Raw genomic sequence first — 24,532 nt, 5'->3', positions numbered from 1 at the left:
CACACTATTAGAAGAAGTACAAATCCCTAATACACTTGGCTCGTTGAACAGACCAAATGCCAATGCTCTAGAGCATGAAGCCATTTATATTATTCGTGAAGTAGCCGCACAATTCGAGAAGCCAGTATTGTTGTTTTCGGGAGGAAAAGATTCGATAACCTTGGTACGCTTGGCACAAAAAGCATTTTGGCCAGCTAAGATTCCTTTCCCTTTGATGCATATTGATACAGGGCATAACTTTCCGGAAACCATAGAATTTAGAGATAAATTGGTAGAGGAACTCGGTGTAGAGTTAATTGTGCGCAATGTACAAGACTCCATAGATGAAGGCAAAGTTATTGAAGAAACGGGCAAATATGCCAGCAGAAATATGCTGCAAACCACAACTTTGTTAGATGCTATTGAAGAATTCAAATTTGATGCTTGTATTGGTGGAGCAAGAAGGGATGAAGAAAAGGCAAGAGCCAAAGAGCGCATTTTTTCCGTTCGTGACGATTTCGGTCAATGGGATGAAAAAAATCAACGACCAGAGTTGTTCGATATGTTAAACGGTGAAATTGAAATAGGTCAGAACGTAAGAGTCTTTCCAATAAGTAACTGGACAGAATTGGATGTATGGAGCTACATCCAAAAAGAAAATATTGAAATACCTTCCATCTATTTCGCTCATCCAAGAAATATCTTTTTAAGAGACGGATTGATTTGGTCCGCCGAAGATGCTGTTGTCTTTAGAGCTGAAGATGAGAAAGTGGAAGAACGTATGGTAAGGTTCAGGACCGTGGGAGATATGTCTTGTACAGCAGCGGTAGAATCCCATGCAGATACCATTGAAAAGGTGGTTTCAGAAATTCGAGAATCCAAAATATCCGAACGCGGAGCTAGGATTGATGACAAGCGGTCAGAAGCTGCAATGGAGAAACGCAAACAACAAGGATATTTCTAAAAACCATCAAAAATAAAAAATGGAAGTTTTAAAAATAGCAACAGCAGGCAGTGTGGACGATGGTAAAAGTACCTTGATTGGAAGATTACTTTATGATACCAAATCGTTGACAGATGATAAATTAGAGGCCATTGAAAAAACAAGTAAGCAAAAGGGATATGACTACCTCGATTTCTCCTTGGCTACTGATGGTTTAGTTGCTGAAAGGGAGCAGGGTATTACTATAGATGTAGCACATATCTACTTTTCAACAGCATCAAAAAGTTACATTATTGCCGACACCCCGGGGCATGTGGAATATACTAGAAACATGGTGACTGGGGCATCCACATCTCAAGCGGCCATTATTTTAATAGATGCCAGAAAAGGAGTGATAGAGCAGACAAATAGACATTTTTTTATCAATAACCTGCTTCGTGTTAAGGAAGTAATTGTTGCTGTAAATAAAATGGATTTGGTAGATTTTTCAGAGGAAAAATATAACGCTATCAAAGCTGATTTTGAGCAATTAATGAGTAAGCGTGATTATGCAGACCAAAAAATCACCTTTATCCCGGTAAGTGCCTTAAAGGGCGATAATGTGGTCGATAAATCTCAGAATACACCATGGTACAATGGCGAAACCTTATTGGAGCATTTAGAAGGTTTGGATTTGGCTGCAGTATCTAATATGGGTACTCCACGTTTTCCGGTACAATATGTAATTCGACCAAAAACGGAAGAGCATCATGATTTTCGCGGATTTGCCGGAAAAGTATATGGCGGAGAATTGAATGTTGGAGATGACGTAGTGGTGTTGCCTTCCATGACTCGCAGTCGAATTAAGAACATCTATTTTCATGACCAAGAGTACCAAACAGCTCCAAGGCGTTCATCCGTAACCATTACCTTGGAAGATGAGGTGAATGTAAGTAGGGGAGATATGCTGGTGAAAACAGGAGATCTGCCTACCATAGATAAACAGCTTACAGCAACCATATCTTGGATGGATTCGGATAATTTGAGAACTGGAGGAAAATATGTGGTTCAACATGGAGTGAATAAGGTATTGGCTAAAGTTGATGCCATTGAGCACAAGATACATCCCGATTATTCTGGTATTGAAGAGAATGTATCGAGCTTACAGATGAACGATATTGCCAAAGTCCGATTAAAATTGAACAAACCTATTTTCTACGATCGTTTCAAAGATCATCGTACAAACGGTTCCTTTATCATTTTAGATAGCAGAACAAACAATACTGCAGGAGTAGGATTTATAAATTAAGTCCATTTTAACTGCAATAAGTATTCGCGAATATAGACAGAATTAAAACCTAGTAAATAGATAGGAAAAATAGAAAATTATGCAAAGCTTTAGAACAGAAATCGAAAATCCAATAGTACAAAAAGATATTATTGAATTGGAGAATAAAATTCGTCAGTTTAGAGGAGGTAAAATAGATGAGGAAAAATTCCGAAGCCTTCGTTTAGCCAGAGGAGTTTATGGACAACGGCAAGAAGGGGTTCAGATGATACGTATTAAACTGCCTTATGGTAAAGTAACATCAAACCAACTGCTTCGTATTTGTGATGTTTCTGATGAATATTCTAGAGGAAGACTCCATATAACCACACGTCAAGACATTCAGATTCACTACGTGGATTTAGATCGTACCCCTGAACTTTGGGCGCAATTGGAAAAAGATGATGTCACCTTGCGCGAAGCTTGTGGAAATACTGTGCGTAACGTTACAGCAAGTGAGACAGCTGGTATTGATATAAACGAACCGTTTGATGTTTCACCCTATGCGCATGCCGTTTTTCAATATTTTCTAAGAAACCCTATTGGGCAAGAAATGGGAAGAAAGTTCAAGGTTTCGTTTTCTGCAAGTGATGCAGATACGGGACTTTCCTATATGCACGATTTAGGCTTTATCGCTAAAATCCAAAATGGAGAAAGAGGCTTTAAAGTAATGTTGGCAGGTGGATTGGGTTCACAACCCCGTCATGCCGATGAACTCTATAGCTTTTTGCCATCTGATAAAATAATCCCTTTAATGGAAGGTGTAATCCGTGTTTTTGACCGATATGGAGAACGAAAGAGTAGGGCAAAAGCTCGAATGAAATTCTTATTGAAGGACATTGGTCTGGATGGATTTAAAGCCCTATTGGAAGAAGAACAATTGGCAATTCCACATCAAACATACCCAATCGATTTTGAAAACTATCCAAAATCACAAGTGGCAATTGCAGAGACTCCTTTGGTTGAAATTAAAGATACGGAGGCTTTTGAAAAGTGGAAATCAACTAATATAGTGCTTCAAAAGCAAAAGGGCTTTGTTGCAATAGGCATCAAAGTTTTGTTGGGTGATTTCTATACAGATAACGCAAGGAAATTGGCAAGATTGGTCAAAGACTACGCTGCAGGAGAGTTAAGATTATCACTCAGACAGAATATTCTAATTCCATATGTAAAAGAAGAATTGATTCCTTTTTTCTATTCAGAACTTGAAAAATTAGGATTTGTAGATGCTGGTTATAACAAAGCATTGGATATTACAGCTTGCCCTGGCACGGACACCTGTAACTTGGGTATTGCAAGCAGTACCGGAATTGCCGAGGAACTGGAACGAGTTATCAAGGCTGAATACCCACAATATATAAGCAACCCAGATGTAGTCATTAAAATAAGTGGCTGTATGAATGCTTGCGGGCAACATAATATGGCCAATATTGGTTTTCAAGGAATGTCTATCCGTACCAAGGATAAATTGGTGGCACCAGCCTTACAGGTTTTGTTAGGAGGCGGAAATTTTGGAAACGGAAAAGGTAGGTTTGCCGATAAAGTTGTAAAAATCCCAAGTAAAAGAGGACCTCAAGCCTTAAGGTTGATTTTAGATGATTTTAATGCAAATGGTAATGGAGCTTCTTTTGCCGATTATTATTGGGAAAAAGGAGAACATTATTTCTATGATTTCTTAAAACCACTATCTGACATAGAAAACCTTGCCCAAGATGATTTCATCGATTGGGGCAATGCAGAGAAATATAAGAAAGAGATTGGCGTAGGCGAGTGTGCAGGAGTAATAGTCGATTTGGTCGCAACCTTATTCTTTGAAAGTCAAGAGAAAATTGAAAATGCAGAAGAATCACTTTCACAAGAAAAGTGGGCTGCAAGTATTTATTATTCCTATCAATCCATTGTGAATTCAGCCAAAGCACTTTTGACTTCAGAAAAAGTAAAGACGAACAACCATGCCAGTATAATTAAGGATTTTGACCGATTATATGTGGAGAACGGCAAGATAGATTTAGCTATAAATTTTGAAGATTTAGCACTTCAATTGAACAAAAATAGACCGTCCCAAGAGTTTGCCCAAAGCTTTTTAGAAGATGCAAAAGCAGTATTGGAGCAGTTGGAAGCATATAGAAAATTAGAATTGGCACATGCATAAAGGAAAATTAACAGTAGTGGGAGCAGGCCCGGGAGATGTCGATTTAATTACCCTAAAAGGTATTAAAGCATTACAGAGCTCTGATGTTGTTTTATATGACGCTTTGGTGGATACGGATTTATTGGATTATGCTCCAAATGCTGAACAAATTTTTGTAGGCAAGCGTAAGGGATGTTATGCCTATCAACAGGAGCAAATTAATGAGCTTATCGTTAGCCGTGCAGCTTTGCATAAGCATGTGGTACGACTAAAAGGTGGAGACCCTTTTGTTTTTGGCAGGGGAGCAGAAGAAATGGAATATGCAGCCGAGCAAGGTGTTGAAGTGGCTGTAGTTCCAGGAATTTCCTCTTCGGTATCCGTACCAGCATTTCAAAATATTCCAGTTACCAAAAGAGGAGCAGCTGAGAGTTTTTGGGTAATAACAGGAACAACCAAGGAACATAAACTGTCTAAAGATGTTGCTCTGGCAGCCAAATCAAATGCAACAGTATTGATTTTGATGGGAATGTCAAAGCTGGAGGAGATTATGGAACTGTTTAAAAAAGAAGGAAAATTGGACATCCCAGTGGCCATAATACAAAATGGTACTAAGAGTAATGAAAAAATAGGTATTGGTACTGTTGCTTCTATTGAGTACAAGGCAAGGGAGCAGCAGTTATCCAATCCTGCAATTATAGTTATAGGTGAAGTGGTCAATCATAGACAGAATATATTGGAGATTCAAAGAAAATACGACCAGAAAGAAGAAGTGTTACTAGAAAAAGAATAAGATGATTAAAACAGATATACTTATAATTGGTGCAGGCCCAACAGGTTTGTTCACGGTGTTTGAAGCAGGTTTACTAAAACTAAAGACTCATTTGATAGATGCATTGCCCCAGCCAGGAGGTCAGTGTTCAGAAATTTATCCAAAGAAACCCATTTATGACATTCCTGCTTATCCAGAGATTTTAGCAGGAGATTTAGTGGATAGATTAATGGAGCAGATAAAACCCTTTGAACCAGGCTTTACGTTAGGTGAGCGAGCCGAAACTTTAGAAAAACAAGAAGATGGTTCTTTTGTTGTGACCACAAATAAAGGAACCAAGCATCACGCTCCTGTGGTTGTTATCGCAGGAGGTCTAGGCTCTTTTGAACCTAGAAAGCCACTTATTCCCAATATTGCGAATTATGAGGAAAAGGGAGTTTCATACATTATAAAAGACCCAGAAGTATACAGAAATAAAAAGGTGGTTATTTCCGGAGGTGGAGATTCAGCCTTGGATTGGGCTATTTATTTAACGAATGTTGCCTCCGAGGTAGCTTTGGTACACAGAAGAAATGAGTTTAGGGGAGCTTTGGATTCAGTTGAAAAAGCATCAGAATTGGCCAAGTTGGGTAAAATCCAGTTGTATACAGAAGCCGAAGTGAAAGAAGTTCATGGCGAGAATGAGCTACAAGCAGTAGTTATAAAACACAATGATGAAACTAAAGGACAAACCTATGTGGAAACAGACCATTTTATCCCACTTTTTGGACTTTCACCAAAGCTTGGACCTATAGGTGGTTGGGGCTTGGAGATTGAAAAAAATGCTATTAAAGTAAACAATGCTAAAGATTACCAAACCAATATACCGGGGGTGTTTGCCATTGGAGATGTGAACACTTATCCAGGAAAATTGAAATTGATCCTATCTGGATTTCATGAAGCGGCGGTAATGTGTCAGTTTGCCTATCAAATTATAAATCCGGATAAGCGATTTGTTATGAAATATACCACAGTTGGTGGAGTTGAAGGTTTTGATGGTACTAAAAAAGAAGCCAAAAAAGAAGTGGTGCAAAGCATAGTCTAAAGTTTTTTTAGGTTATTTGAGTTAGTCAAAAACCTTCCTTTGTGCCCGCTTAGGAAGGTTTTAACGTTACAAAAAGCAGATTTAAGTTGTTTTTAAGGACAAAGAGTGGTTATTTTGTCTTCAGTTCATTTAAAAATTGAAATTGTTATCAAGAAAGGTGGAGGGATTAGACCCTATGAAACCTTAGCAACCCTTTACTCTTAAAGAAGGTGCTAAATTCTACCTTAAATCAATTTTTTGGTTTTAGGAAGGATAACGTAAAGAATACTTTTTACCGTATTTTCTACACTTTTCTTGATGCAATACTATAAACCCTTATAAAGGGTAATTGTGTTATGAAAAATATTGAGGCTATTTTACAGGAGCGTATTTTAGTGCTGGATGGTGCAATGGGTACTATGTTGCAGCGCTATAAATTTGTGGAAGAGGATTTTAGAGGTGAGCGATTTAAAGATTGGGAGCACCCTCTACAAGGCAATAATGACCTTTTGTCATTGACCCAACCACATGCCATTGCAGAAGTACACAAAAAGTATTTTGAAGCTGGGGCGGATATTGTTGAGACCAATACGTTTTCGGGGACAACAATTGCCATGGCAGATTACCACATGGAAGATTTGGTCTATGAGCTCAATTATGAATCTGCCAAAATTGCCAAAAAAGTTGCTGAGGAATTCACGGCAAAAGAACCTCATAAGCCAAGATTTGTGGCAGGTAGTATTGGCCCCACCAATAAAACAGCCAGCATGTCGCCAGATGTTAATGACCCTGGATATAGAGCAGTCTCTTTTGATGAATTACGTATTGCATATAAAGAACAAGTGGAAGCACTGTTGGATGGAGGAGCAGATATCTTATTGGTAGAAACCATTTTCGATACCTTAAACGCCAAAGCGGCATTGTTTGCTATTGAAGAAGTCAAAGAAGAAAGAAACATTAAAGTGCCTGTAATGGTTAGCGGGACCATTACCGATGCTTCTGGACGCACCTTATCTGGTCAAACAGCAGAAGCTTTTCTGATTTCTATCTCGCATATTCCTATAATATCTGTTGGATTTAATTGTGCCTTGGGAGCAGCACAACTTGTACCTCATTTAGAAGTATTGTCAGCAAAAACCGATTATGGAGTTTCTGCCCATCCAAATGCAGGATTGCCAAATGCCTTTGGAGAATATGACGAAACTCCTGAGCAAATGGCTGGTCAAATTAAAGAATACATGGAAAAAGGTCTTGTGAATATTGTAGGAGGTTGTTGCGGAACCACTCCAGATCATATTAGGGCTATTGCAGATTTGGTAAAAGAATATGAACCACGAAAATCAGTCGTTCCTGCATAGCTGGAAAACCATTTATGGAAAGTACTAAACCAAAATATTTAAAACTAAGCGGACTAGAGCCATTGGTCGTTACCCCAGATAGCAACTTCATAAACGTTGGGGAACGAACCAATGTAGCAGGATCTAAAAAGTTTCTTCGGTTAATCAAAGAAGAAAAATTTGATGAGGCATTGGACGTAGCCAGACATCAGGTAGAAGGTGGAGCTCAGGTCATAGATATCAATATGGACGATGGTCTTATTGATGGAAAAGAAGCTATGGTCAAGTTTTTAAACTTAATTGTGGCCGAACCGGATATTGCAAGAGTTCCCATAATGTTAGATAGCTCCAAATGGGAAATTATTGAAGCTGGCCTTCAAGTAGTTCAAGGAAAGTGCGTAGTAAACTCTATCAGCTTAAAAGAGGGAGAAGCTCAGTTTATACATCAGGCTACGCTTATAAAACGTTACGGTGCTGCGGTTATAGTTATGGCTTTTGATGAAGTGGGGCAAGCTGATAATTATGAACGACGCAAAGAAATTGCAGAACGATCTTATCGAATTTTAGTGGATCAGGTCAAGTTCCCTGCGGAAGACATCATATTTGACCTCAATATTTTTCCTGTGGCAACAGGAATGGATGAACACAAACTGAATGCAGTCGATTTTATTCAAGCCACAAAATGGGTTAGGGAAAATCTTCCTTACTGCAGCGTGAGTGGTGGAGTTAGTAATGTTTCGTTTTCGTTTAGAGGAAATAACCCTGTCCGTGAAGCAATGCATTCCGTGTTTTTATATCATGCTATAAAAGCGGGAATGAACATAGGTATTGTTAACCCTGCCATGTTAGAAATTTATGATGATATTCCAAAGGACCTGTTAGAACATGTGGAGGATGTAATCCTTAATCGAAGAGATGATTCAACAGAGCGATTATTAGAATTTGCTGAGACTGTTGTAGGTAAAGCAAAGGAAAGTAAAGTTGATTTGTCTTGGAGAGAGGAACCCCTACAAGCTCGAATTACTAGGGCTTTGGTTAAAGGAATTGACCAATTTATAGTTGAAGATGTAGAAGAAGCTCGGATGGCTTCGGCAAAACCTATTGAAGTAATCGAAGGACATTTGATGACAGGCATGAATGTGGTTGGGGATTTGTTTGGTGGTGGAAAAATGTTCTTGCCTCAGGTTGTAAAGTCGGCACGGGTAATGAAAAAAGCGGTTGCTTACTTACTGCCTTACATAGAAGAAGAAAAACTATTAAATCCACAAGAAGGAGATTCAGATGGCAACGGAAAAATTCTTATGGCTACCGTTAAGGGTGATGTGCACGACATTGGAAAAAATATAGTTAGTGTGGTATTGGCCTGCAACAACTATGAGATAGTGGATTTAGGGGTAATGGTACCACCGGAAAAAATAATTGCAGAAGCGATTACCCATAATGTAGATATCATTGGTTTAAGTGGGTTGATAACACCGTCGTTGGATGAGATGGTGCATTTGGCCAAAGAAATGGAACGCAAGAACTTCAAAGTTCCTTTGTTAATTGGTGGAGCAACTACAAGTAAGGCCCATACCGCTGTCAAAATAGACCCGCAATATAGTCAAGCTGTGGTGCATGTAAACGATGCATCTAGGGCTGTCACCGTGGTTGGGGATTTACTACAGAAAGAAACACAGCATACATATAAACAATCAATTAAGGATGATTATGATGTGTTTAGAGATAAGTTTCTAAAACGCTCCGTTCAAAAAGAATACAAAACAATTGAGGCCGCCCGAAAGAATAAATTTCAAACGGATTGGAATAAATCAGAGATTATTAAACCCAATCAATTGGGAATCCAGATTATTGAAGATTTGGAACTGGATAAATTACTGCCTTTTATTGATTGGACACCATTTTTTAGAAGTTGGGAGCTGCACGGGAAGTATCCAAGCATTTTAAAGGACAATGTAGTTGGAAAACAAGCTACAGAACTTTTTGAAGATGCACAGGTTATGTTAAAGCAGGTTTTAGATGAGAAATTGTTGAAAGCTAAAGCGGTTTTTGGTTTATTTCCTGCAAACACCATCAATGACGACGACATTGAAGTCACTGCCTCTCCTGTCAATTCGAACACAATCGAGAACAAAGAAACCAAATATGTTTTTAGAACCCTTCGCCAGCAATTACAGCGAAAAGAAGGCGTTCCCGACTATGCATTGGCCGATTTTATCGCTCCAAAAGAGACAGGTATTCAAGACTATATAGGTTGTTTTTGTGTGAGTACCGGATTTGGAACGGCAGAACTGGCAGCAGAATATGAAAAAAATCTTGATGATTACAGTTCCATTATGATTAAAGCACTGGCTGATCGTTTGGCAGAGGCCTTTGCAGAATATCTTCATAAAGAAGTTCGTATCAAACATTGGGGTTATGCTACTCATGAAGATTTGACCAACGACGATTTAATTAAAGAATCGTACAGGGGAATTCGTCCCGCACCAGGTTACCCTGCTTGCCCCGATCATTTGGAAAAGTTGACCATTTGGGAATTGTTGGGCGTCGAAGAAAAGATAAGCGTTCAACTTACAGAAAGTTTGGCGATGTGGCCCGCAGCAAGTGTAAGCGGATATTACTTTGGACACCGTGAAGCCAAATATTTTGGTTTGGGAAAGATAAAGCAAGATCAAGTTGAGGATTTTGCAAAAAGGAAAGAAATTAAACTGGAAGAAGCACAAAAGTGGCTTGCTCCGAATATTGTTGAAGAATAATCAATGAAAGTAACAGACCATATTAAAAAAGCAAAAGGGGAAACGCTTTTCAGTTTTGAAATTATACCGCCCGTAAAAGGAAAAAGTATTCAGGAACTCTATAATAATATTGACCCTTTAATGGAATTCAATCCTCCTTTTATAGATGTTACTACTTCAAGAGAAGAATTTGTGTACATAGACCGTGATGGTCTTTTGGATAAAAAATTAACCCGCATGCGTCCCGGAACTTTAGGGATTTGTGCTTCTATTACCCACAAATACAATGTGGATACAGTCCCTCATGTGCTATGCGGAGGATTTACCAAAGAAGAAACAGAATATTTATTGGTGGATTGTCACTATTTGGGGATAGACAATGTAATGGCATTGCGTGGGGATGCGATGAGAGAAGAAAAATACTTTGAGCCTACTAAAGGAGGTCACCCCTATGCATCCAGTTTGGTCAAACAAATTCAAGAATTGAACTGTGGAAATTACTTACATGAGGTGATTGAAACGGACAATTGTTCTGATTTTTGCGTTGGTGTGGCTGGTTATCCGGAGAAACACATGGAATCCCCCTCTTTAAAATCTGATTTAAAGCGATTAAAAGAGAAAGTGGATTTGGGTGCAGATTATGTGGTTACACAAATGTTTTTTGATAACCAGAAATACTTTGAGTTTGTAGAGGAAGCCAGAAAAATGGGAATTAACGTCCCCATAATCCCCGGGATAAAGCCAATAGCCGTTAAACGTCATTTACAATTGCTGCCACAGGTATTTCGAGTGGATATTCCACAAGATTTGGTAGATGCGGTGGAAGCCTGCAAAACCAATAAAGAGGTCCGTCAAGTAGGGGTCGAGTGGTGCATTCAACAATCAAAAGAGTTGAAAGAAGCAGGCGCGCCCGTTTTACATTACTATTCCATGGGCAAGTCAGATAATATTCGAGCAATAGCGAGCGAGGTATTTTAATTTGCTATTTTAGCGCCACATGAAGCGCCTACTTTGTTTATGTATTCTAGTATGCAGTAGCTATGGATTTTCCCAAAAAGAGGAAATTCCAAAAAAGTTTGTAATTGATGCAAATCAATTCTATGGCTCCATTGTATTGCATAACCCAGATATTTCACATTTGATAACGGATCATCCTGGAGGAATTATTCTAGGATTAAGCAAGAAAAGATTTGGTAATGAAGAATGGGAATCGCTTTATGGATACCCAGATACCGGTTTTTCATTCGTGTATCAAAACACAAATAATTCAACTTTAGGAGATCATTTTGGACTGTATGCCCATTACAACTTCTACTTTCTGAAACGAAATCTCCAGCTCCGCATTGGACAAGGTTTAGCGTACAACACAAATCCGTATGACAAAACCGAAAATTTTAGAAACAATGCATATGGTTCTCATATATTGGCTTCTACCTTGGTCATGTTCAATTACCATAAGGAGAACCTTTTTGCTGGGTTAGGACTAAAAGCGGGAATCTCGTTGTTACATTACTCCAACGCTAATTTTAAAGCTCCAAATACCTCTACCAATACTATGGCTTTTAACTTGGGGCTTACGTATGATTTGGATGCTGAAAAATCATACGAATTTATTCAACCTGAAACTATAGAAAAGATTACCGAGCCCATTCGATATAATTTTGTTTTAAGAAGCGGGGCAAATGAGAGTGATATTATTGATTCTGGGCGTTACGGATTTTTAATTTTATCGGCGTATGCCGACAAAAGACTTGGCAGAAAGAGCGCAATACAATTTGGGACAGATATCTTTTTCTCCAATTTTTTAAAGGAATTGATTCGATTTCAGTCTATTTCATTCCCAGAGCTTAATGTAGCATCCGATACAGATTACAAGCGCGTTGGGCTTTTTGTAGGCCATGAACTTTTCGTAAATAAAATGAGCGTGATTGCCCAATTGGGATACTATGTATATTATCCTTTTGATTTTGAAGGAAAAACATATAATAGGATAGGCCTAAAACGTTATTTTGGAGATAAAGTTTTTGGGGCTGTTACCTTAAAATCTCATGGAGCAAAAGCAGAAACTGTAGAATTTGGAATAGGAGTTCGTTTATGAAAAAGTTGATTCTCATACATTTTACCCTGCTTTTGGTTGCCTGTAACGGTGACAATGTGCCGGACTGCTTTCAAAACGCTGGTGATTTGGTTAGAGAAACTGTAGAGGTTAATCAATTTACCAATATCACGGTCTTTGAAAACATCAACCTAGTAATAAGACAAGGGACTGAGCAAATAGTGGAAATCGAAACAGGAGAATTCCTTCGGAAAGAGGTCTCGGCTCAAGTAGAAGATAACCGCCTCATTCTTAGAAATGAGAATGGCTGCAATTTTTTTCGGGATTACGGTTTGACCACGGTTTACGTTACATCACCAAATATTGAGCAAATACGCAGTAGCACTGGGCTATTAATTTCCAGCGACGGGGTATTGAATTACCCGAATCTCTCCTTAGTCTCCGAAAGCTTTGCAGAGCCAGAAGCAGAAACCACAGATGGTTCTTTTGATTTGAATGTTGCATCAGAAAGCATTAGCATTGTGGTTAATGGTATTGCTTTTTTTCAGCTTAGCGGAACAACTTCTAATTTAAACATTACTATAGCCGCAGGGGACTCCAGAATAGAAGCTGAAAACCTTGTTGCGCAGAATATTAGAATCAATCATAGAGGTTCTAATGATGTGCTTGTGAATCCACAACAAAGAATAACCGGTGTTTTAAGAGGCACCGGGGATGTTATAAGCAACAACCGTCCGCCAGAAGTTGAGGTGGAGGAACTTTTTAACGGACGGTTGATTTTTAATGATTAAAATGTTGAAATCTATTACTTAATTGGGATGTAAATCTCAGTTCTTAGTTTCTCTTCTTCAGTCTTTTCGGCATTATTCAAATATTTTTCACGAACAGGCTCATCCCTTAATTCATAGTCACTTTCAAGTAGCCAGGTGTTGAAAATATAGTCATAGACATATCTAAAATTGGTATAACTACCTTCATAAAGAAAAACGGCAAACTTTCCACCTTTTAATGTTTTTGTACCCACTTTTCCTGAAGCTTTAGCTTCTTTATGAATAATTAAGCAAGCGTCATAGCGAATGTTACTTTCTTCTGTTACGTTTGGGTCATCAAAGGGTTGTCCAAAATGTTCAATCCCAGCGGTAAACAATTTTTGCTCCTTTACTTTTTGCCATAAGGTCGCCCATGCAGAAGGATAATCCATTTTGTCATAAGCACCTTTAAGAGTGAGGTAAATGCAATTTTTATCTTCTAAAGTGATGAATTTTGCTTTTTTAATGTTTAATGATTTTGTTTCCATACTGTTTGTCATTTTAAAATTGAATGTTTTATTTTTCCGATACTCCGAAGGAGTTGTGTTAAAGTGTTGCTTAAAAGCCTTTGTTAATGAAGAAGGCGTTTCATAGCCCACTTGATAACTCACCTCCTCAATAGGCAAGGATGTATACCGAATCATTTTGGCGGCGGTTTCTATTCGTGCCCTTGTAATGTAGGCTCCAATGGGCTCACCTAATAATGCTCTTGTGATTCGATGAAAATGAAAAGGTGAAAAGTGTGAAATTTCTGCTAGGGTCTTAATATCGATTTTTTCATCTAAATGATTATGAATGTATTCCACAATACGATTTAGTTTTTGATGGTAGTACGCCTTGTTATTTTCAGATTGTGCCATTTCTTTTGTATTGTTGAGACAAATGTATAGGGAAATTGAAGTACTCACTTTTTCAATCTTGCTGACTTTAATTTTTGATTTTCGACATTATTCTAAATTAAATGAAGAATCTTATTTTTCAATTGAGGGATTTCTCACTATGTTCGAAATGACAAAAATCTAATCTTGGGAACAATACAAACCTTCTTCAATAATTTGTTTAATTCAAGACCTAAAACTAAATCACTTGATAACCTCCAAGGATTTAGAAAGTATGATGCTATCCTACATAATCTAGTGGCTGAGAAGAAAGTGCCAGGAATGGCAGTTACCATTTTAAAAGATGGTCAAATTGTACTGGAAAAAGGATATGGATATGCAAGTCTAGAAGAAAAGATTAAAGTAAATCCCAAGAAAACCGTATTCCGAATTGCAAGTATCTCAAAATGTATCACAGGTATGGCATTGGCAAAAATGGTAGAGGAGGGGATAGTGGATTTGGATACTTCATTTTATAATTATGTGCCGTACTACCCAAAAAAGAAAAATGATTTCACCTTAAGGCAGTTGGCCGGTCATACGGCAGGTATCAGAGGGTATAGAGGTAAAGAATATGCTATAAATAAGCCTTATTCAATTAAAGATGGTATTGAGGTTTTTAAGGATGACCCTTTGGTTTTTGAACCAGGTAATGGGTATTTATATAATAGTTTTGACTTTGTCTTACTGTCTCTTGCAATGCAAGAAGCCAGTGGAGTTCCCTTTGAAAAGTATGTAAAGGAAAAAGTACTTGACCCTTTGGGAATGACAACTACCTTCCCTCCTAAACTTACCCAAGAAGAAATTGAAAACTTTACGGAAAACTACACTAAGACCAGAATAGGTTTTCAAAACGCCTTACCTGTCAATAATTATTACAAGCTGGCTGGTGGAGGCTACCTGTCCACTAGCAATGATATTTCTAAGCTGGGGCAAGCTATTTTAGAAGGGAAATTGGTAAAACCAGAAATACTAAAAGAAATAGTCACTTCACAAACCGTAAATGGCAAACCTACTTATTACGGATTGGGTTTTCAGGTTAGTCAAGATAATACGGGCCGTGACTTTGTAGGTCATATAGGCAATAGTGTTGGGGCATATTCCAATTTTTTTGTTTACCCTACTGAAAAAATGATAGTTTCCATTTTGATAAATTGTACAGACCCTAAAGTACAGGAGAGTTTAGAAGGCTTTCAAAGTCTATGGTAAGAAAAAGTAAATCAAATCATAATAAGTTAGGAATCCTTACTATATTTGTATTGCAATAATGCAAAACCTAAAACATTACAAATGAGTAAATCAGTTTTTTATCATGCAGGCTGTCCAGTATGCGTCAGTGCAGAGCAAGATGTTGTGACCTTAATAGGCACTGAAAACGTATCCATAGTTAATATTGGTGAAAATAGAGGTAGAATCTTGGAAGCAGAGGATCTAGGTGTAAAATCTGTACCAGCTTTGGTAACTCCCAATGGAAACGTTTTACATATTAATTATGGAGCATCCATTGAAGAAGTGAAGGGTTAGTCTATTTTCTTAACCTTTAAAGTTAGGAATCCTTATTAATTTAAAACTCTATTTATGAAAACACAGAATTTATTAATGATAGGCATATTGTTTGGAGGTGGTTTATTCACCTCTTGTGCCCAAAAAAGCCCTTATAATAATGCAGATTTTGAGATTAAGGCAGTACAAATTACGCACGATACCGATTTAGGCGTAACGGTTTGGGAATTAGCCGTAAATGGTACTGCCGGTGCCACAGTGCCTACTGCAGTTGGTCAATTGGACGGAGCTCCGGTATTGGGATATGTTTTTCCAACTAGCTTACAACCTACAGATGTAGGTTTTAATGAAACTGACGGTATTGTGGCTTTAGCCTTAACATCTCATCCCGATTTTGATGATACCCCACTGTGGGATGAAAACAACGATGCCGTTTTTGACAATGATGGTGTGGTTTGGCATCCGCATTGGGTAGTACTAATAGAAGATAAACGGGTAGCCGGCGGACTTTCCGTAAAGCAATTTAAAAAGGCTGATGAAACGGTGGTACTTCCACCAACAAACCCTGGGATGCCAATGTATATGGACTCTCCTGGATACCCAGTACTTGCCAAAAATAAAGTTATAAAAGTTGTTGTGCCAGATTATCGTATCAATAACAGAACAGATTTTAAATATGATGGAGTTACTGCTTTTATGAAAGTAAATACTAGTATTGACGATATGCCCATGTTAGGAGTGTATGAAGTTTTTAGCGTTGCCAGTGGCGACTTGTCTTTACCATATACGATAAAATAGAAGTATGGAGGTTTCAGTTTGGGATACGTATGTTCCACGACAAGATGGGAAGGTCATGCATTTTGACATTTTAGTCCCTAGTACGTTGACGGATACAGATGTTATTTTTGCTTTTGGTAAGCATTATTTGTCTTCTAAAACTTTCATGACGGGTGAGTTATCTGTTAATGAATGCAAGTTTTGTCATATGCAAGAAGCACCTTTAGCGGTGGTTGAAAACATAGAGAAAGACGGATATTATATTATTGAAATGGAAAACTGTTCCTAATTTAATTAGGATAACTAACTTTAGCCTGTCAGATAATTGGCAGGCTTTGTTTTTTATGAATAAGAAGAGTGTTTTTAATCCAGAACGACAGCAAGATGACCTTTCCAGTAAAATAATTACTGGCTTGGAACGTATATCACAAGCTTTTAAAGCGCTTTTGTGGGAAAAGGCAAAGCAACTGGGTCTGAGTCCTATTCAGATTCAAATTTTGATTTTTGTTGCTTATCATAAAAGTGAATTCAACAATGTGAGCTTTTTGGCGCATGAATTTAACATAACCAAACCCACTATCAGCGATGCCATAAGGGTATTGGATAAAAAAGGATTTATTATCAAAGATTATTCATCAGCCGATAATCGAAGCTATTCTATCTTACTTTCAAGTTTGGGAAAAGAGATTGTTTCAAAAACAGAACATTTTGCAAATCCATTGGTAGACCAGTTGGATGCTGTAAAGGTTGCAGAAAAGGAAAACTTGTTCAAGACATTGAGCAAGTTAATTTATCAAATGAATCAAACAGGTGTTTTAACGGTGCAACGCACATGCTTTGGGTGCAAGTTTTATCAGAAAACAGCAGCTAATCACTATTGTCATTTGTTGGAGAAACAATTAAAGCATTCAGATATTCGGCTTGATTGTGTTGAGTTTGAAGAAAATTCATGATTTCGGAAGCGCTATTGAAAAAATACGGAGCAGAGCAAGTGCAACTCAAAAAAAGAGAGGTGCTTTTTGGAATTGATACAGCGCCTCGATATTATTTTCAGGTTACCACGGGTAAAATAAAGATGAATAACTTTAATGAGGATGGCAAGGAGTTTATACAAGGTATATTTTCTGAAGGGTCAAGTTTTGGAGAACCTCCCCTGTTTGCAGAATTGGCTTACCCGGCATATGCCGAAGCGGTAGAGGATAGCACGGTATGGAAGCTTGAAAAGAAGAGTTTTTTTCAATTACTTAAAGAAAACCCAGATACGCACTTGGCATTAACTAAAGTGTTGGCGGGTAGGTTACACTATAAAGCTACTATGGTGGCCGAAATTTCTTCTGAAAGCCCAGAACATCGACTGTTAAAACTCATTGATTACTTCAAAATTCATATCCATAAAATACCTGAGGAAGAACCGTACCTGGTGGAGTTATCTAGACAACAAATGGCCGACCTTACCGGCCTTAGGGTGGAAACAGTTATCCGAGCCATTAAATCTTTAGAGAAGAAAAGCATACTTCAACTTAAGTCTCATAAAATAGTTCGGTAGAAATTTTATCTACGACAAGCTCCTTTATGATTTAAGTCATAAAAATGGACGTTCTATCTAGAATAATTTTGTTTCATAATATGACAAATGACATATATTATGGAGCTTTATTCGAAAGGTTTGCAAGAATTTAAAAGAAGTATCAATGGATATTCTCCAATATTCATAATAGGTCAAAGCTGTTTAGGTTCTGTGGCAGCAATGTATATTTTAATAAATGGGGCATCCGCCATTCAAATGTTCCAGTTGTTTCTGGTTACCATAGCATGTATGGGTTTTAACGCAGCGGTGCTGTCCCAACAGAGTCCAAAAACTGTGTTTAATCTTTTTATTGTTAGTGTTGTTCTCAGTGCCGTGGTATTAATATTAAATTTGCTGTAATATGGCAAGAGTGAAAATAGAAACGCGTAAGGAGGTTCAATTATTGGTGACCCAGTTTTACGAAAAAGTAAGAGAGGATGCTGAGATTGGACATTTTTTTAATGAAACCATAGATGACTGGCCAGCACATATGGACAAATTGGTAGATTTCTGGGAAACTAACTTATTTTTTGTTCAGAAGTATAAAGGAAACCCTTTGATGGTCCATGCAGAGTTAGATGAAAAAATGAACCACGAAATTTCTAATTATCATTTTGGAATTTGGTTACGCCATTGGATTGAAACTATAGATGCCAATTTTGTGGGTGAAAATGCAGAAAAAGCAAAGCAAAGAGCCCGAAACATAAGTGTACGAATGTTCATGACTATTTTTGAACACCGAAAACGCTTGTCTTCCAATTAGAGAAGTTTTTTAGACGCGCTCACTCGCAAATTCTTCACAAAGTGCCAATGTCTCTTTAACATCTTCCAGTGTTGTTCTTGGGTTGATCAGACACATTCGTAAAACTGTTTTTCCATGCAATACGGTAGTGACCAATAACGCTTTTCTGGAGGATACTACCTTTTCAGAAATATATTGATTGATAGCATCGAGTTCCTTTTTAGAATGTTTTTTTTCAATAGGATTAAACCTGAAATTAATTATTGCCAAGGTAGCAGGAAAAACAACTTGCCAGTATTTACTCGCTCTTAAAAGTGCTTCTACTTCTTCCGCCAAATCTATATTATAGGTAATGGCATTTCTAAATTCCTTTAGTCCATATGTTTTTAGGGACATGTAAAATTTGAGTGCCCTAAACCTTCTGGTGAGTTGAATGCCATGGTCATAAAAATTGATTTCAGAAGTATTTCCTTCAATATCCCTAAGATACTCGGGTTTTTCTGTGAAAGTATGGCTTAAATGTTTGTGGTTTCTTATTAAAAGACAACCCATTTCATATGGTTGAAAAAACCATTTATGAGGGTCTACGGTCAACGAATCGGCTTTTTCAATACCTTTTAAAAGCTGTTTTCCCTTTGGAGATAAAATTGCTGCCGCACCATAAGCTCCATCAATATGAAACCAGATATCTTCCTTTTTACAAATTGCGGCAAGCTCAGAAATTGGGTCTATGGTACCGGTATTTGTAGTGCCAGATGTGGCAATAAGACAAAAAGGGTGAAGTCCTTCCAGTTTATCCTTTGCAATACAGTTTTTAAGCTTATTTATGGCAAATTTAAATTCAATATCTGTTGGTATTATTCTAATCTGCTCTTTTTTAAACCCTAAAACCCGGATTGCTTTAATGTTTGATGAATGCGCCTGATCAGAAAGGTATATTATCGCTTTTGAAAAATCTTCCCCACATTTAATTCTTCTAGCTGTGGTCAATGCGGTTAAATTTGCCATGGAACCTCCGCTGGTAAAAATACCACCTCCTTTTTTCTGTGGAAACCCAAATATTTTCAACAACCACTGTATAGTTATGATTTCCAGTTCTGCCGCAGCTGGAGATGCTACCCAACCACCAGAAAAAATATTAAAACCGGTTGCAAGGGCATCTGCCATTACACTTATATAATTACTTGGGCCCGGGACAAAAGAATACGATTTTGGATGAGACATATCCGTGCTATTTGTCATCACTTTTTTCAAAACAAAATTGAGTACATCCAAGGGTTTAGACCCATTTTCTGGCGCTTCTTCTAAGAACAAAGAATCCATTTCTTCTCGGGATTCCTTAGCTACTGGAAGTTTGTTGTTTTGGGTATGGTAATGTTCCACTATGGCATCTACAACATGAGTGCCGTACGTTTTCATTTCTTCTTTTGATAGTTCTAAACTAGCGCGGTCTTTGTTCATAAAATCCTATTAACCCTGAACTGCAAAAGTACCGATTTGGATATTTGAATAACATGATGTTTGACTTAAAATAGTATTGAAAAAAGTTGTAGCCCAATTGAAACTGGAAAATGAGAAATTTGATTGTTTCAATACTCTAAATACATTAATTTTATTCGGTAAGTATTAGTGATGCATAGATTCTTTTTAATCATAGTTTTTCTCATCTGCGGATTCCAGGTTTCTGCTCAAGACGCTATTTTGGGTTTTGTTGATTTAGAAAACCCTGAGGAGTGGGAAACAGATGTACATCTAAGTAAATTGTCACTAAATAATCTGGAAAAAGGGGGGGGTCAAAAACCAGTGGCCATTGCCAAAATTAGAAAGGATGGTTCTTTTGCTTTCAATAAAAAATATATATCGGAATCAAATGAATTGTACAGACTTTCAATTAATCGTATTAGAAAAGTAATCAATGACACGGTAAAAAAAGAAGTGGACTTTATTCTTTCTAATAAAGACTTTATAAAATTTAAAAAAGGAAAACAACTGTTTGCCAATTTTGAAACCACTAATCAAGCTCAACTGGAATGGCAAAAGTTCAAAAGCTTTGAATCAAATTTAGTTCGGCAATATGTGTCTTCAGAAGAAATGACGCAGCCTAGGAAGGGCTTTGTGAAAGATTCACTTCAGATACTGATGGTAAAATTGATTGGTATTAAACAATTGGATAGCAAAGAATTGTTAGATACGGATATTGCCCAAAATGAAACATATTACTTAAGCTTGCTCTCAGAATTACATGCAAGCGACTTAGACCCATCAACCTATGCATTTCTAGAACGAAAATTGACCTATTTAACCAATATAGGCTTAGAAAGGGAATTGCAACAAAGCAGATGGATAAATTTCGGGTTATTTTTTATGGTTTTTATATTAGGTGTATTGGCTCTTAAAATGAAGAGAAGACAGCACAGATTGGCAATTTCTGAATTGAGCAAGCAGGAGAGAACTGTTCGTGGCCTTATTCTTCAGGGAAAAAGCAATAAGGAGATTGCAAATGAACTTTTTATTAGCCTCAGCACAGTTAAGACCCATATTACCAGCATTTACAGCAAATTAAATGTTGCCAACAGGCAAGAATTACTACAAAAGAGTACGGGTACTAGTACCTAAATCAGACCTAAAAATTCCCTAATAAGATTTATGATGTTTTTACTTGCACGAAAATATTTAAGCGTTGCAGGTATTAATGAATACATTTTTCTCTCCTTCTAGTAAACAGTTCAACAATTGGAATATTTTGCTTGGTTGGAGTGTTTTTCTAAATGCACTTATCACCTACATTTTTACCGTTGAACCTACGGTTAGTTTCTGGGATTCAGGAGAATATATTGCCACATCGGCCAAACTAGAGGTGGCCCATCCACCTGGAGGCCCATTTTTTCAAATGGTCGGTGCAGTTTTTAGTTTCTTAGCTACAGATGTAACGCAGGTTGCGATAATGGTAAACTATGTTTCCTGCATATCAAGTGCCTTTACCATCCTTTTTTTGTTTTGGACTATAACCAACTTATTGAAAAAGTTGGTTGCAATTGACAAAGAATTTAATGGTCAACAGAATTTAATAATCTTGGGAAGCGGTATAATTGGGGCTTTAACTTTTACTTATTCAGATAGCTTTTGGTTCAATGCTGTTGAAACTGAGGTATATGCAATGGCAAGTTTGATTATGTCCCTTTTAATTTGGCTTGGTTTACGGTGGATTGATGATTTGGGCAATGCAAGAGCCAATAGATGGTTATTGCTTATCTGTTTTGTTATTGGATTAACATTTGGTATTCAGTTCATGGGCTTTTTGACCATTCCATCCATAGTGTTACTCTATTGTTTTAACCAATACAAAAAAATCACTCTCAAAAGATTTGTTCTATTCAATGCGATTGCAGTTGGTATATTGATGTTAGTGTTTAAATTCTCTTTGACATTTGTCTTAAAACTGTTCGGATGGGTCGAGGTTTTCTTTGTGAATGAGTTCGGCTTACCATTTAACTATGGATCAATATTTGGAATATTTTTTTTCATTTTACTTTTTCATTTTGTTTTAATATATACCCATAAAAAGAAGTTCATCAGATTGAATACAACGGTCCTTTGTGTTTTATTTTTATTCTTGGGCTTTACATCTTGGCTTATGCTACCCATAAGAGCAAATGCAAATGTTGGGATTAATGAGAATAATCCTTCTGACGCCAGATCTCTTTTGGCCTATTACAATAGAGAGCAATACCCAAGCACTGATGGCGTGTTTTATGGTGCGTATTATTCAGATAGATTTGCTCCAGCTTCAGGGTATAAAGATGATAATCCAAAATATGAGCAAAATAAGGATTTAGGTAAGTATGAGATTATTAATGACTTTAAGAATGCAAGACATATCCCAAATGAAAAGCACACGGGTTTTTTACCTAGAATGTGGAGCAGTGAGCATGCTGAAAATTATATGAAATACTTTGGTGCCCTGAAGTTTCATATTAAACCTAAACATCTTTCCAATAAAGAGTTAAGAGAATTTGTTGTAAAGTTTAAAGAAGATTATAAAAATGACAAGGTTGATATGTCTCAGTATATTCAATTTTTACAAGATTTTGAAAATTACATTGAGGTTGAGCCGCCAAGTATTAGAGAGAACATCAAATACTTATTTGATTATCAGTTTCATTACATGTATTTCCGTTACCTGATGTGGAACTTTGTGGGTAAAAAAAATGATATTCAAGGTAGATATGATGGCAACGGAGAGTGGTTGAGCGGAATTGATTTTTTGGATGGCATGCGTTTAGGAAGTCAAAAACAATTACCGGAAGAAGTAAAGAACAACAAGGGAAGGAATACTTACTTTTTCTTGCCATTACTGTTGGGTGTCATTGGATTTATATTTCAATTTTTACGTAACCCAAAACAGTTTTGGGTACTGTTTGTTTTCTTTATGTTTACCGGCTTGGCGATTCAGTTTTATACTAATCCGCCTATATTTCAACCTAGGGAAAGAGATTATTCCCTTGTTGGGTCTTTTTATGCCTTCTCCATTTGGATTGGTATTGGAGTTTATGGATTATTTGATTTTTTAAAAAAATATATACGACTAAAGCGAACATCAGTTCTATACCTTTTTGTGTGTTTATGTACTGTGCCATTATTAATGGCTTTTCAAAATTGGGATGATCATGACAGATCTAATAGGTATACAGCAAGAGCTTCGGCCAAAGCTTATTTGGATTCAACACAGAAAGATTCAGGAGCTATATTATTTACTATTGGGGATAATGATAATTTTCCACTTTGGTATCTTCAGGAAATTGAAGAATACCGAACCGATGTAAGAGTCATAGTTACCAGTTATTTTGCCACTGATTGGTATATCGATCAAATGAAGCGAAAATCATACAAAAGCGAGCCTATTCCATCACAATTGGTACATGAACAGTACCGGTATGGTTCAAGAGATTATGTTTATCACCAGCCTTTAACAGATAAACGGTGGAGTATAAAAGATTTCATGAATTGGATAAGTAGTGATCATCCCCAAACAAAACGAAAAAGCCTATTGGAAAAGAATGGAATGGATGTCAGTGAATATTCCGAGAGCGAATTAAACACGGTTTTTTATCCTACCAATAAAATAAGAATCCCTGTTAATAAGGATATGGTACTTAAAAATGGTCTAGTCGCTAAAAAAGATGCTGCGTTGATTGTGGATTACATTGATGTTGATCTACCTTCAGTATTATATAAGAATAGAGTATTGATGTTGGATATTATGGCGAATAATGATTGGGAACGACCAATTTATTTTTCAGGTGGTAGTTTTGATGATAATGAATACATATGGATGAAAGAATATCTACAACAAGATGGATTGGCGTATAAATTGGTTCCAATAAAGACCAAGTACGACGGGAGCTATGAAATGGGAAGAATGGACGCTGAACTTTCTTATGAAATCGTAAAAAACTGGGATTGGGGAAATTCCGGTAGTGATGAAATTTATCACGATTCACAAACAAGAAAGCAATTTGGGGTTACTTTCAGGCTAAGTTTGGCTAGATTGATGGAAAAATTAATAGCAGAAGGTAAAGTTGGGAAAGCCAAAGAAATAATTGAGATGGCAATGAGTAACATACCTTTTGAACATTATGGATATCATGTATTTGTTGAGCCGTTTTTGGATGGCTATTACAAAGTAGGAGAAACTGAAAAAGCAAGAATCTTGTTTCTAGAATTAAGGACTATTTATCAAGAAAGATTACATTATCATTCAACAACTCCGATAGAAAATCAATATATTCAAATAGAAAATATTATTTCAGATATACAAGCCTATAAAAGGAATATTGACATCCTTTTAGAAAATAAGGATACTGAATTTGCCAAAAAAGAATCAGAAGAGTTTAACTTATATATAGATAAGTTTGGCCATTTTATTTCAGACTAAAA

At 37.0% G+C, this 24,532-nt stretch carries 22 protein-coding genes and 1 riboswitch; of the genes, 20 read left to right on the top strand and 2 right to left on the bottom strand.

The features are described from left to right. Positions 1-43: 43 nt before the first annotated feature. The 10 genes from cysD (at position 44) to SJY44_RS16610 (ending at position 13,110) form a co-directional block, all read left to right on the top strand. Positions 44-943, top strand: coding sequence for a sulfate adenylyltransferase subunit CysD (gene cysD / locus SJY44_RS16655; RefSeq protein WP_396592099.1), 900 nt, complete (start codon positions 44-46; stop codon positions 941-943). 19 nt (positions 944-962) lie between these two features. Continuing rightward, entirely contained in the window at positions 963-2,210 is a 1,248-nt protein-coding gene (locus tag SJY44_RS16650; protein WP_396590572.1) for a sulfate adenylyltransferase subunit 1, read from the top strand. Between the two features lie 79 nt (positions 2,211-2,289). Continuing rightward, positions 2,290-4,380, top strand: coding sequence for a HEPN domain-containing protein (locus SJY44_RS16645; RefSeq protein ID WP_396590571.1), 2,091 nt, complete (start codon positions 2,290-2,292; stop codon positions 4,378-4,380). Continuing rightward, entirely contained in the window at positions 4,373-5,149 is a 777-nt protein-coding gene (cobA, locus tag SJY44_RS16640) for a uroporphyrinogen-III C-methyltransferase (RefSeq protein ID WP_396590570.1), read from the top strand. The genes SJY44_RS16645 and cobA overlap by 8 nt, the downstream gene beginning before the upstream one ends. Position 5,150: 1 nt before the next feature. Next, a complete protein-coding gene (locus SJY44_RS16635; RefSeq protein ID WP_396590569.1) occupies positions 5,151-6,212 on the top strand; it encodes an NAD(P)/FAD-dependent oxidoreductase in 1,062 nt (353 codons plus the stop codon). A gap of 142 nt (positions 6,213-6,354) precedes the next feature. Next, a riboswitch (SAM riboswitch) is annotated at positions 6,355-6,471 on the top strand. A 76-nt stretch (positions 6,472-6,547) separates the two neighbouring features. Continuing rightward, on the top strand, positions 6,548-7,549 hold the full coding sequence (locus SJY44_RS16630; protein WP_298930444.1) for a homocysteine S-methyltransferase family protein: 1,002 nt from the start codon (positions 6,548-6,550) through the stop codon (positions 7,547-7,549). Positions 7,550-7,563: 14 nt separating this feature from the next. Continuing rightward, on the top strand, positions 7,564-10,284 hold the full coding sequence (gene metH, locus SJY44_RS16625; RefSeq protein WP_396590568.1) for a methionine synthase: 2,721 nt from the start codon (positions 7,564-7,566) through the stop codon (positions 10,282-10,284). Between the two features lie 3 nt (positions 10,285-10,287). Further along, a complete protein-coding gene (gene metF / locus SJY44_RS16620; RefSeq protein WP_147740791.1) occupies positions 10,288-11,241 on the top strand; it encodes a methylenetetrahydrofolate reductase [NAD(P)H] in 954 nt (317 codons plus the stop codon). A gap of 19 nt (positions 11,242-11,260) precedes the next feature. Further along, on the top strand, positions 11,261-12,361 hold the full coding sequence (locus SJY44_RS16615) for an acyloxyacyl hydrolase (RefSeq protein ID WP_396590567.1): 1,101 nt from the start codon (positions 11,261-11,263) through the stop codon (positions 12,359-12,361). Beyond that, a complete protein-coding gene (locus SJY44_RS16610; protein WP_396590566.1) occupies positions 12,358-13,110 on the top strand; it encodes a head GIN domain-containing protein in 753 nt (250 codons plus the stop codon). Before SJY44_RS16615 ends, SJY44_RS16610 begins: the two co-directional genes overlap by 4 nt. A gap of 14 nt (positions 13,111-13,124) precedes the next feature. Here SJY44_RS16610 and SJY44_RS16605 read toward each other — a convergent pair whose 3' ends face one another. Continuing rightward, positions 13,125-13,988, bottom strand: a complete 864-nt coding sequence (locus SJY44_RS16605; RefSeq protein WP_396590565.1) for a GyrI-like domain-containing protein — start codon at positions 13,986-13,988, stop codon at positions 13,125-13,127. Positions 13,989-14,153: 165 nt separating this feature from the next. Here SJY44_RS16605 and SJY44_RS16600 point away from each other — a divergent pair, with 165 nt between their 5' ends. The 8 genes from SJY44_RS16600 (at position 14,154) to SJY44_RS16565 (ending at position 18,616) form a co-directional block, all read left to right on the top strand. Continuing rightward, entirely contained in the window at positions 14,154-15,215 is a 1,062-nt protein-coding gene (locus SJY44_RS16600) for a serine hydrolase domain-containing protein (protein ID WP_396590564.1), read from the top strand. An 81-nt stretch (positions 15,216-15,296) separates the two neighbouring features. Continuing rightward, a complete protein-coding gene (locus SJY44_RS16595) occupies positions 15,297-15,530 on the top strand; it encodes a thioredoxin family protein (protein ID WP_396590563.1) in 234 nt (77 codons plus the stop codon). A gap of 54 nt (positions 15,531-15,584) precedes the next feature. Continuing rightward, on the top strand, positions 15,585-16,307 hold the full coding sequence (locus SJY44_RS16590; protein WP_396590562.1) for a hypothetical protein: 723 nt from the start codon (positions 15,585-15,587) through the stop codon (positions 16,305-16,307). Positions 16,308-16,311: 4 nt separating this feature from the next. Then, positions 16,312-16,575: a DUF2024 family protein gene (locus SJY44_RS16585; protein ID WP_396590561.1), complete on the top strand. Its 264-nt coding sequence runs from the start codon at positions 16,312-16,314 to the stop codon at positions 16,573-16,575. 55 nt (positions 16,576-16,630) lie between these two features. After that, on the top strand, positions 16,631-17,239 hold the full coding sequence (locus SJY44_RS16580; protein ID WP_396590560.1) for a MarR family winged helix-turn-helix transcriptional regulator: 609 nt from the start codon (positions 16,631-16,633) through the stop codon (positions 17,237-17,239). Next, positions 17,236-17,832: a Crp/Fnr family transcriptional regulator gene (locus SJY44_RS16575; protein WP_396590559.1), complete on the top strand. Its 597-nt coding sequence runs from the start codon at positions 17,236-17,238 to the stop codon at positions 17,830-17,832. The genes SJY44_RS16580 and SJY44_RS16575 overlap by 4 nt, the downstream gene beginning before the upstream one ends. A 99-nt stretch (positions 17,833-17,931) precedes the next feature. Beyond that, complete coding sequence (locus SJY44_RS16570) at positions 17,932-18,213, top strand: hypothetical protein (protein ID WP_396590558.1); 282 nt, start codon at positions 17,932-17,934, stop codon at positions 18,211-18,213. 1 nt (position 18,214) lies between these two features. Beyond that, positions 18,215-18,616 carry a group III truncated hemoglobin gene (locus SJY44_RS16565; protein WP_396590557.1) on the top strand — a complete coding sequence of 134 codons (402 nt, stop codon included), beginning with the start codon at positions 18,215-18,217 and terminating at the stop codon, positions 18,614-18,616. A 9-nt stretch (positions 18,617-18,625) separates the two neighbouring features. Here the strand turns inward: SJY44_RS16565 and SJY44_RS16560 are convergent, their stop codons facing one another. Then, complete coding sequence (locus SJY44_RS16560; RefSeq protein WP_396590556.1) at positions 18,626-20,056, bottom strand: pyridoxal phosphate-dependent decarboxylase family protein; 1,431 nt, start codon at positions 20,054-20,056, stop codon at positions 18,626-18,628. Between the two features lie 171 nt (positions 20,057-20,227). On the opposite strand from SJY44_RS16560, the gene SJY44_RS16555 reads away from it, so the two are divergent. Together SJY44_RS16555 and SJY44_RS16550 are read left to right on the top strand one after the other, a co-directional pair. Then, a complete protein-coding gene (locus SJY44_RS16555; RefSeq protein ID WP_396590555.1) occupies positions 20,228-21,211 on the top strand; it encodes a response regulator transcription factor in 984 nt (327 codons plus the stop codon). 76 nt (positions 21,212-21,287) lie between these two features. Next, on the top strand, positions 21,288-24,530 hold the full coding sequence (locus SJY44_RS16550; protein ID WP_396590554.1) for a DUF2723 domain-containing protein: 3,243 nt from the start codon (positions 21,288-21,290) through the stop codon (positions 24,528-24,530). Positions 24,531-24,532 lie beyond the last annotated feature (2 nt).

The organism is Allomuricauda sp. R78024 (genome assembly GCF_044596045.1).
Lineage (GTDB): Bacteria > Bacteroidota > Bacteroidia > Flavobacteriales > Flavobacteriaceae > Flagellimonas.
Note: the sequence above shows the minus strand (reverse complement) of the source record. Positions and strands in the feature narration are given on the sequence as shown.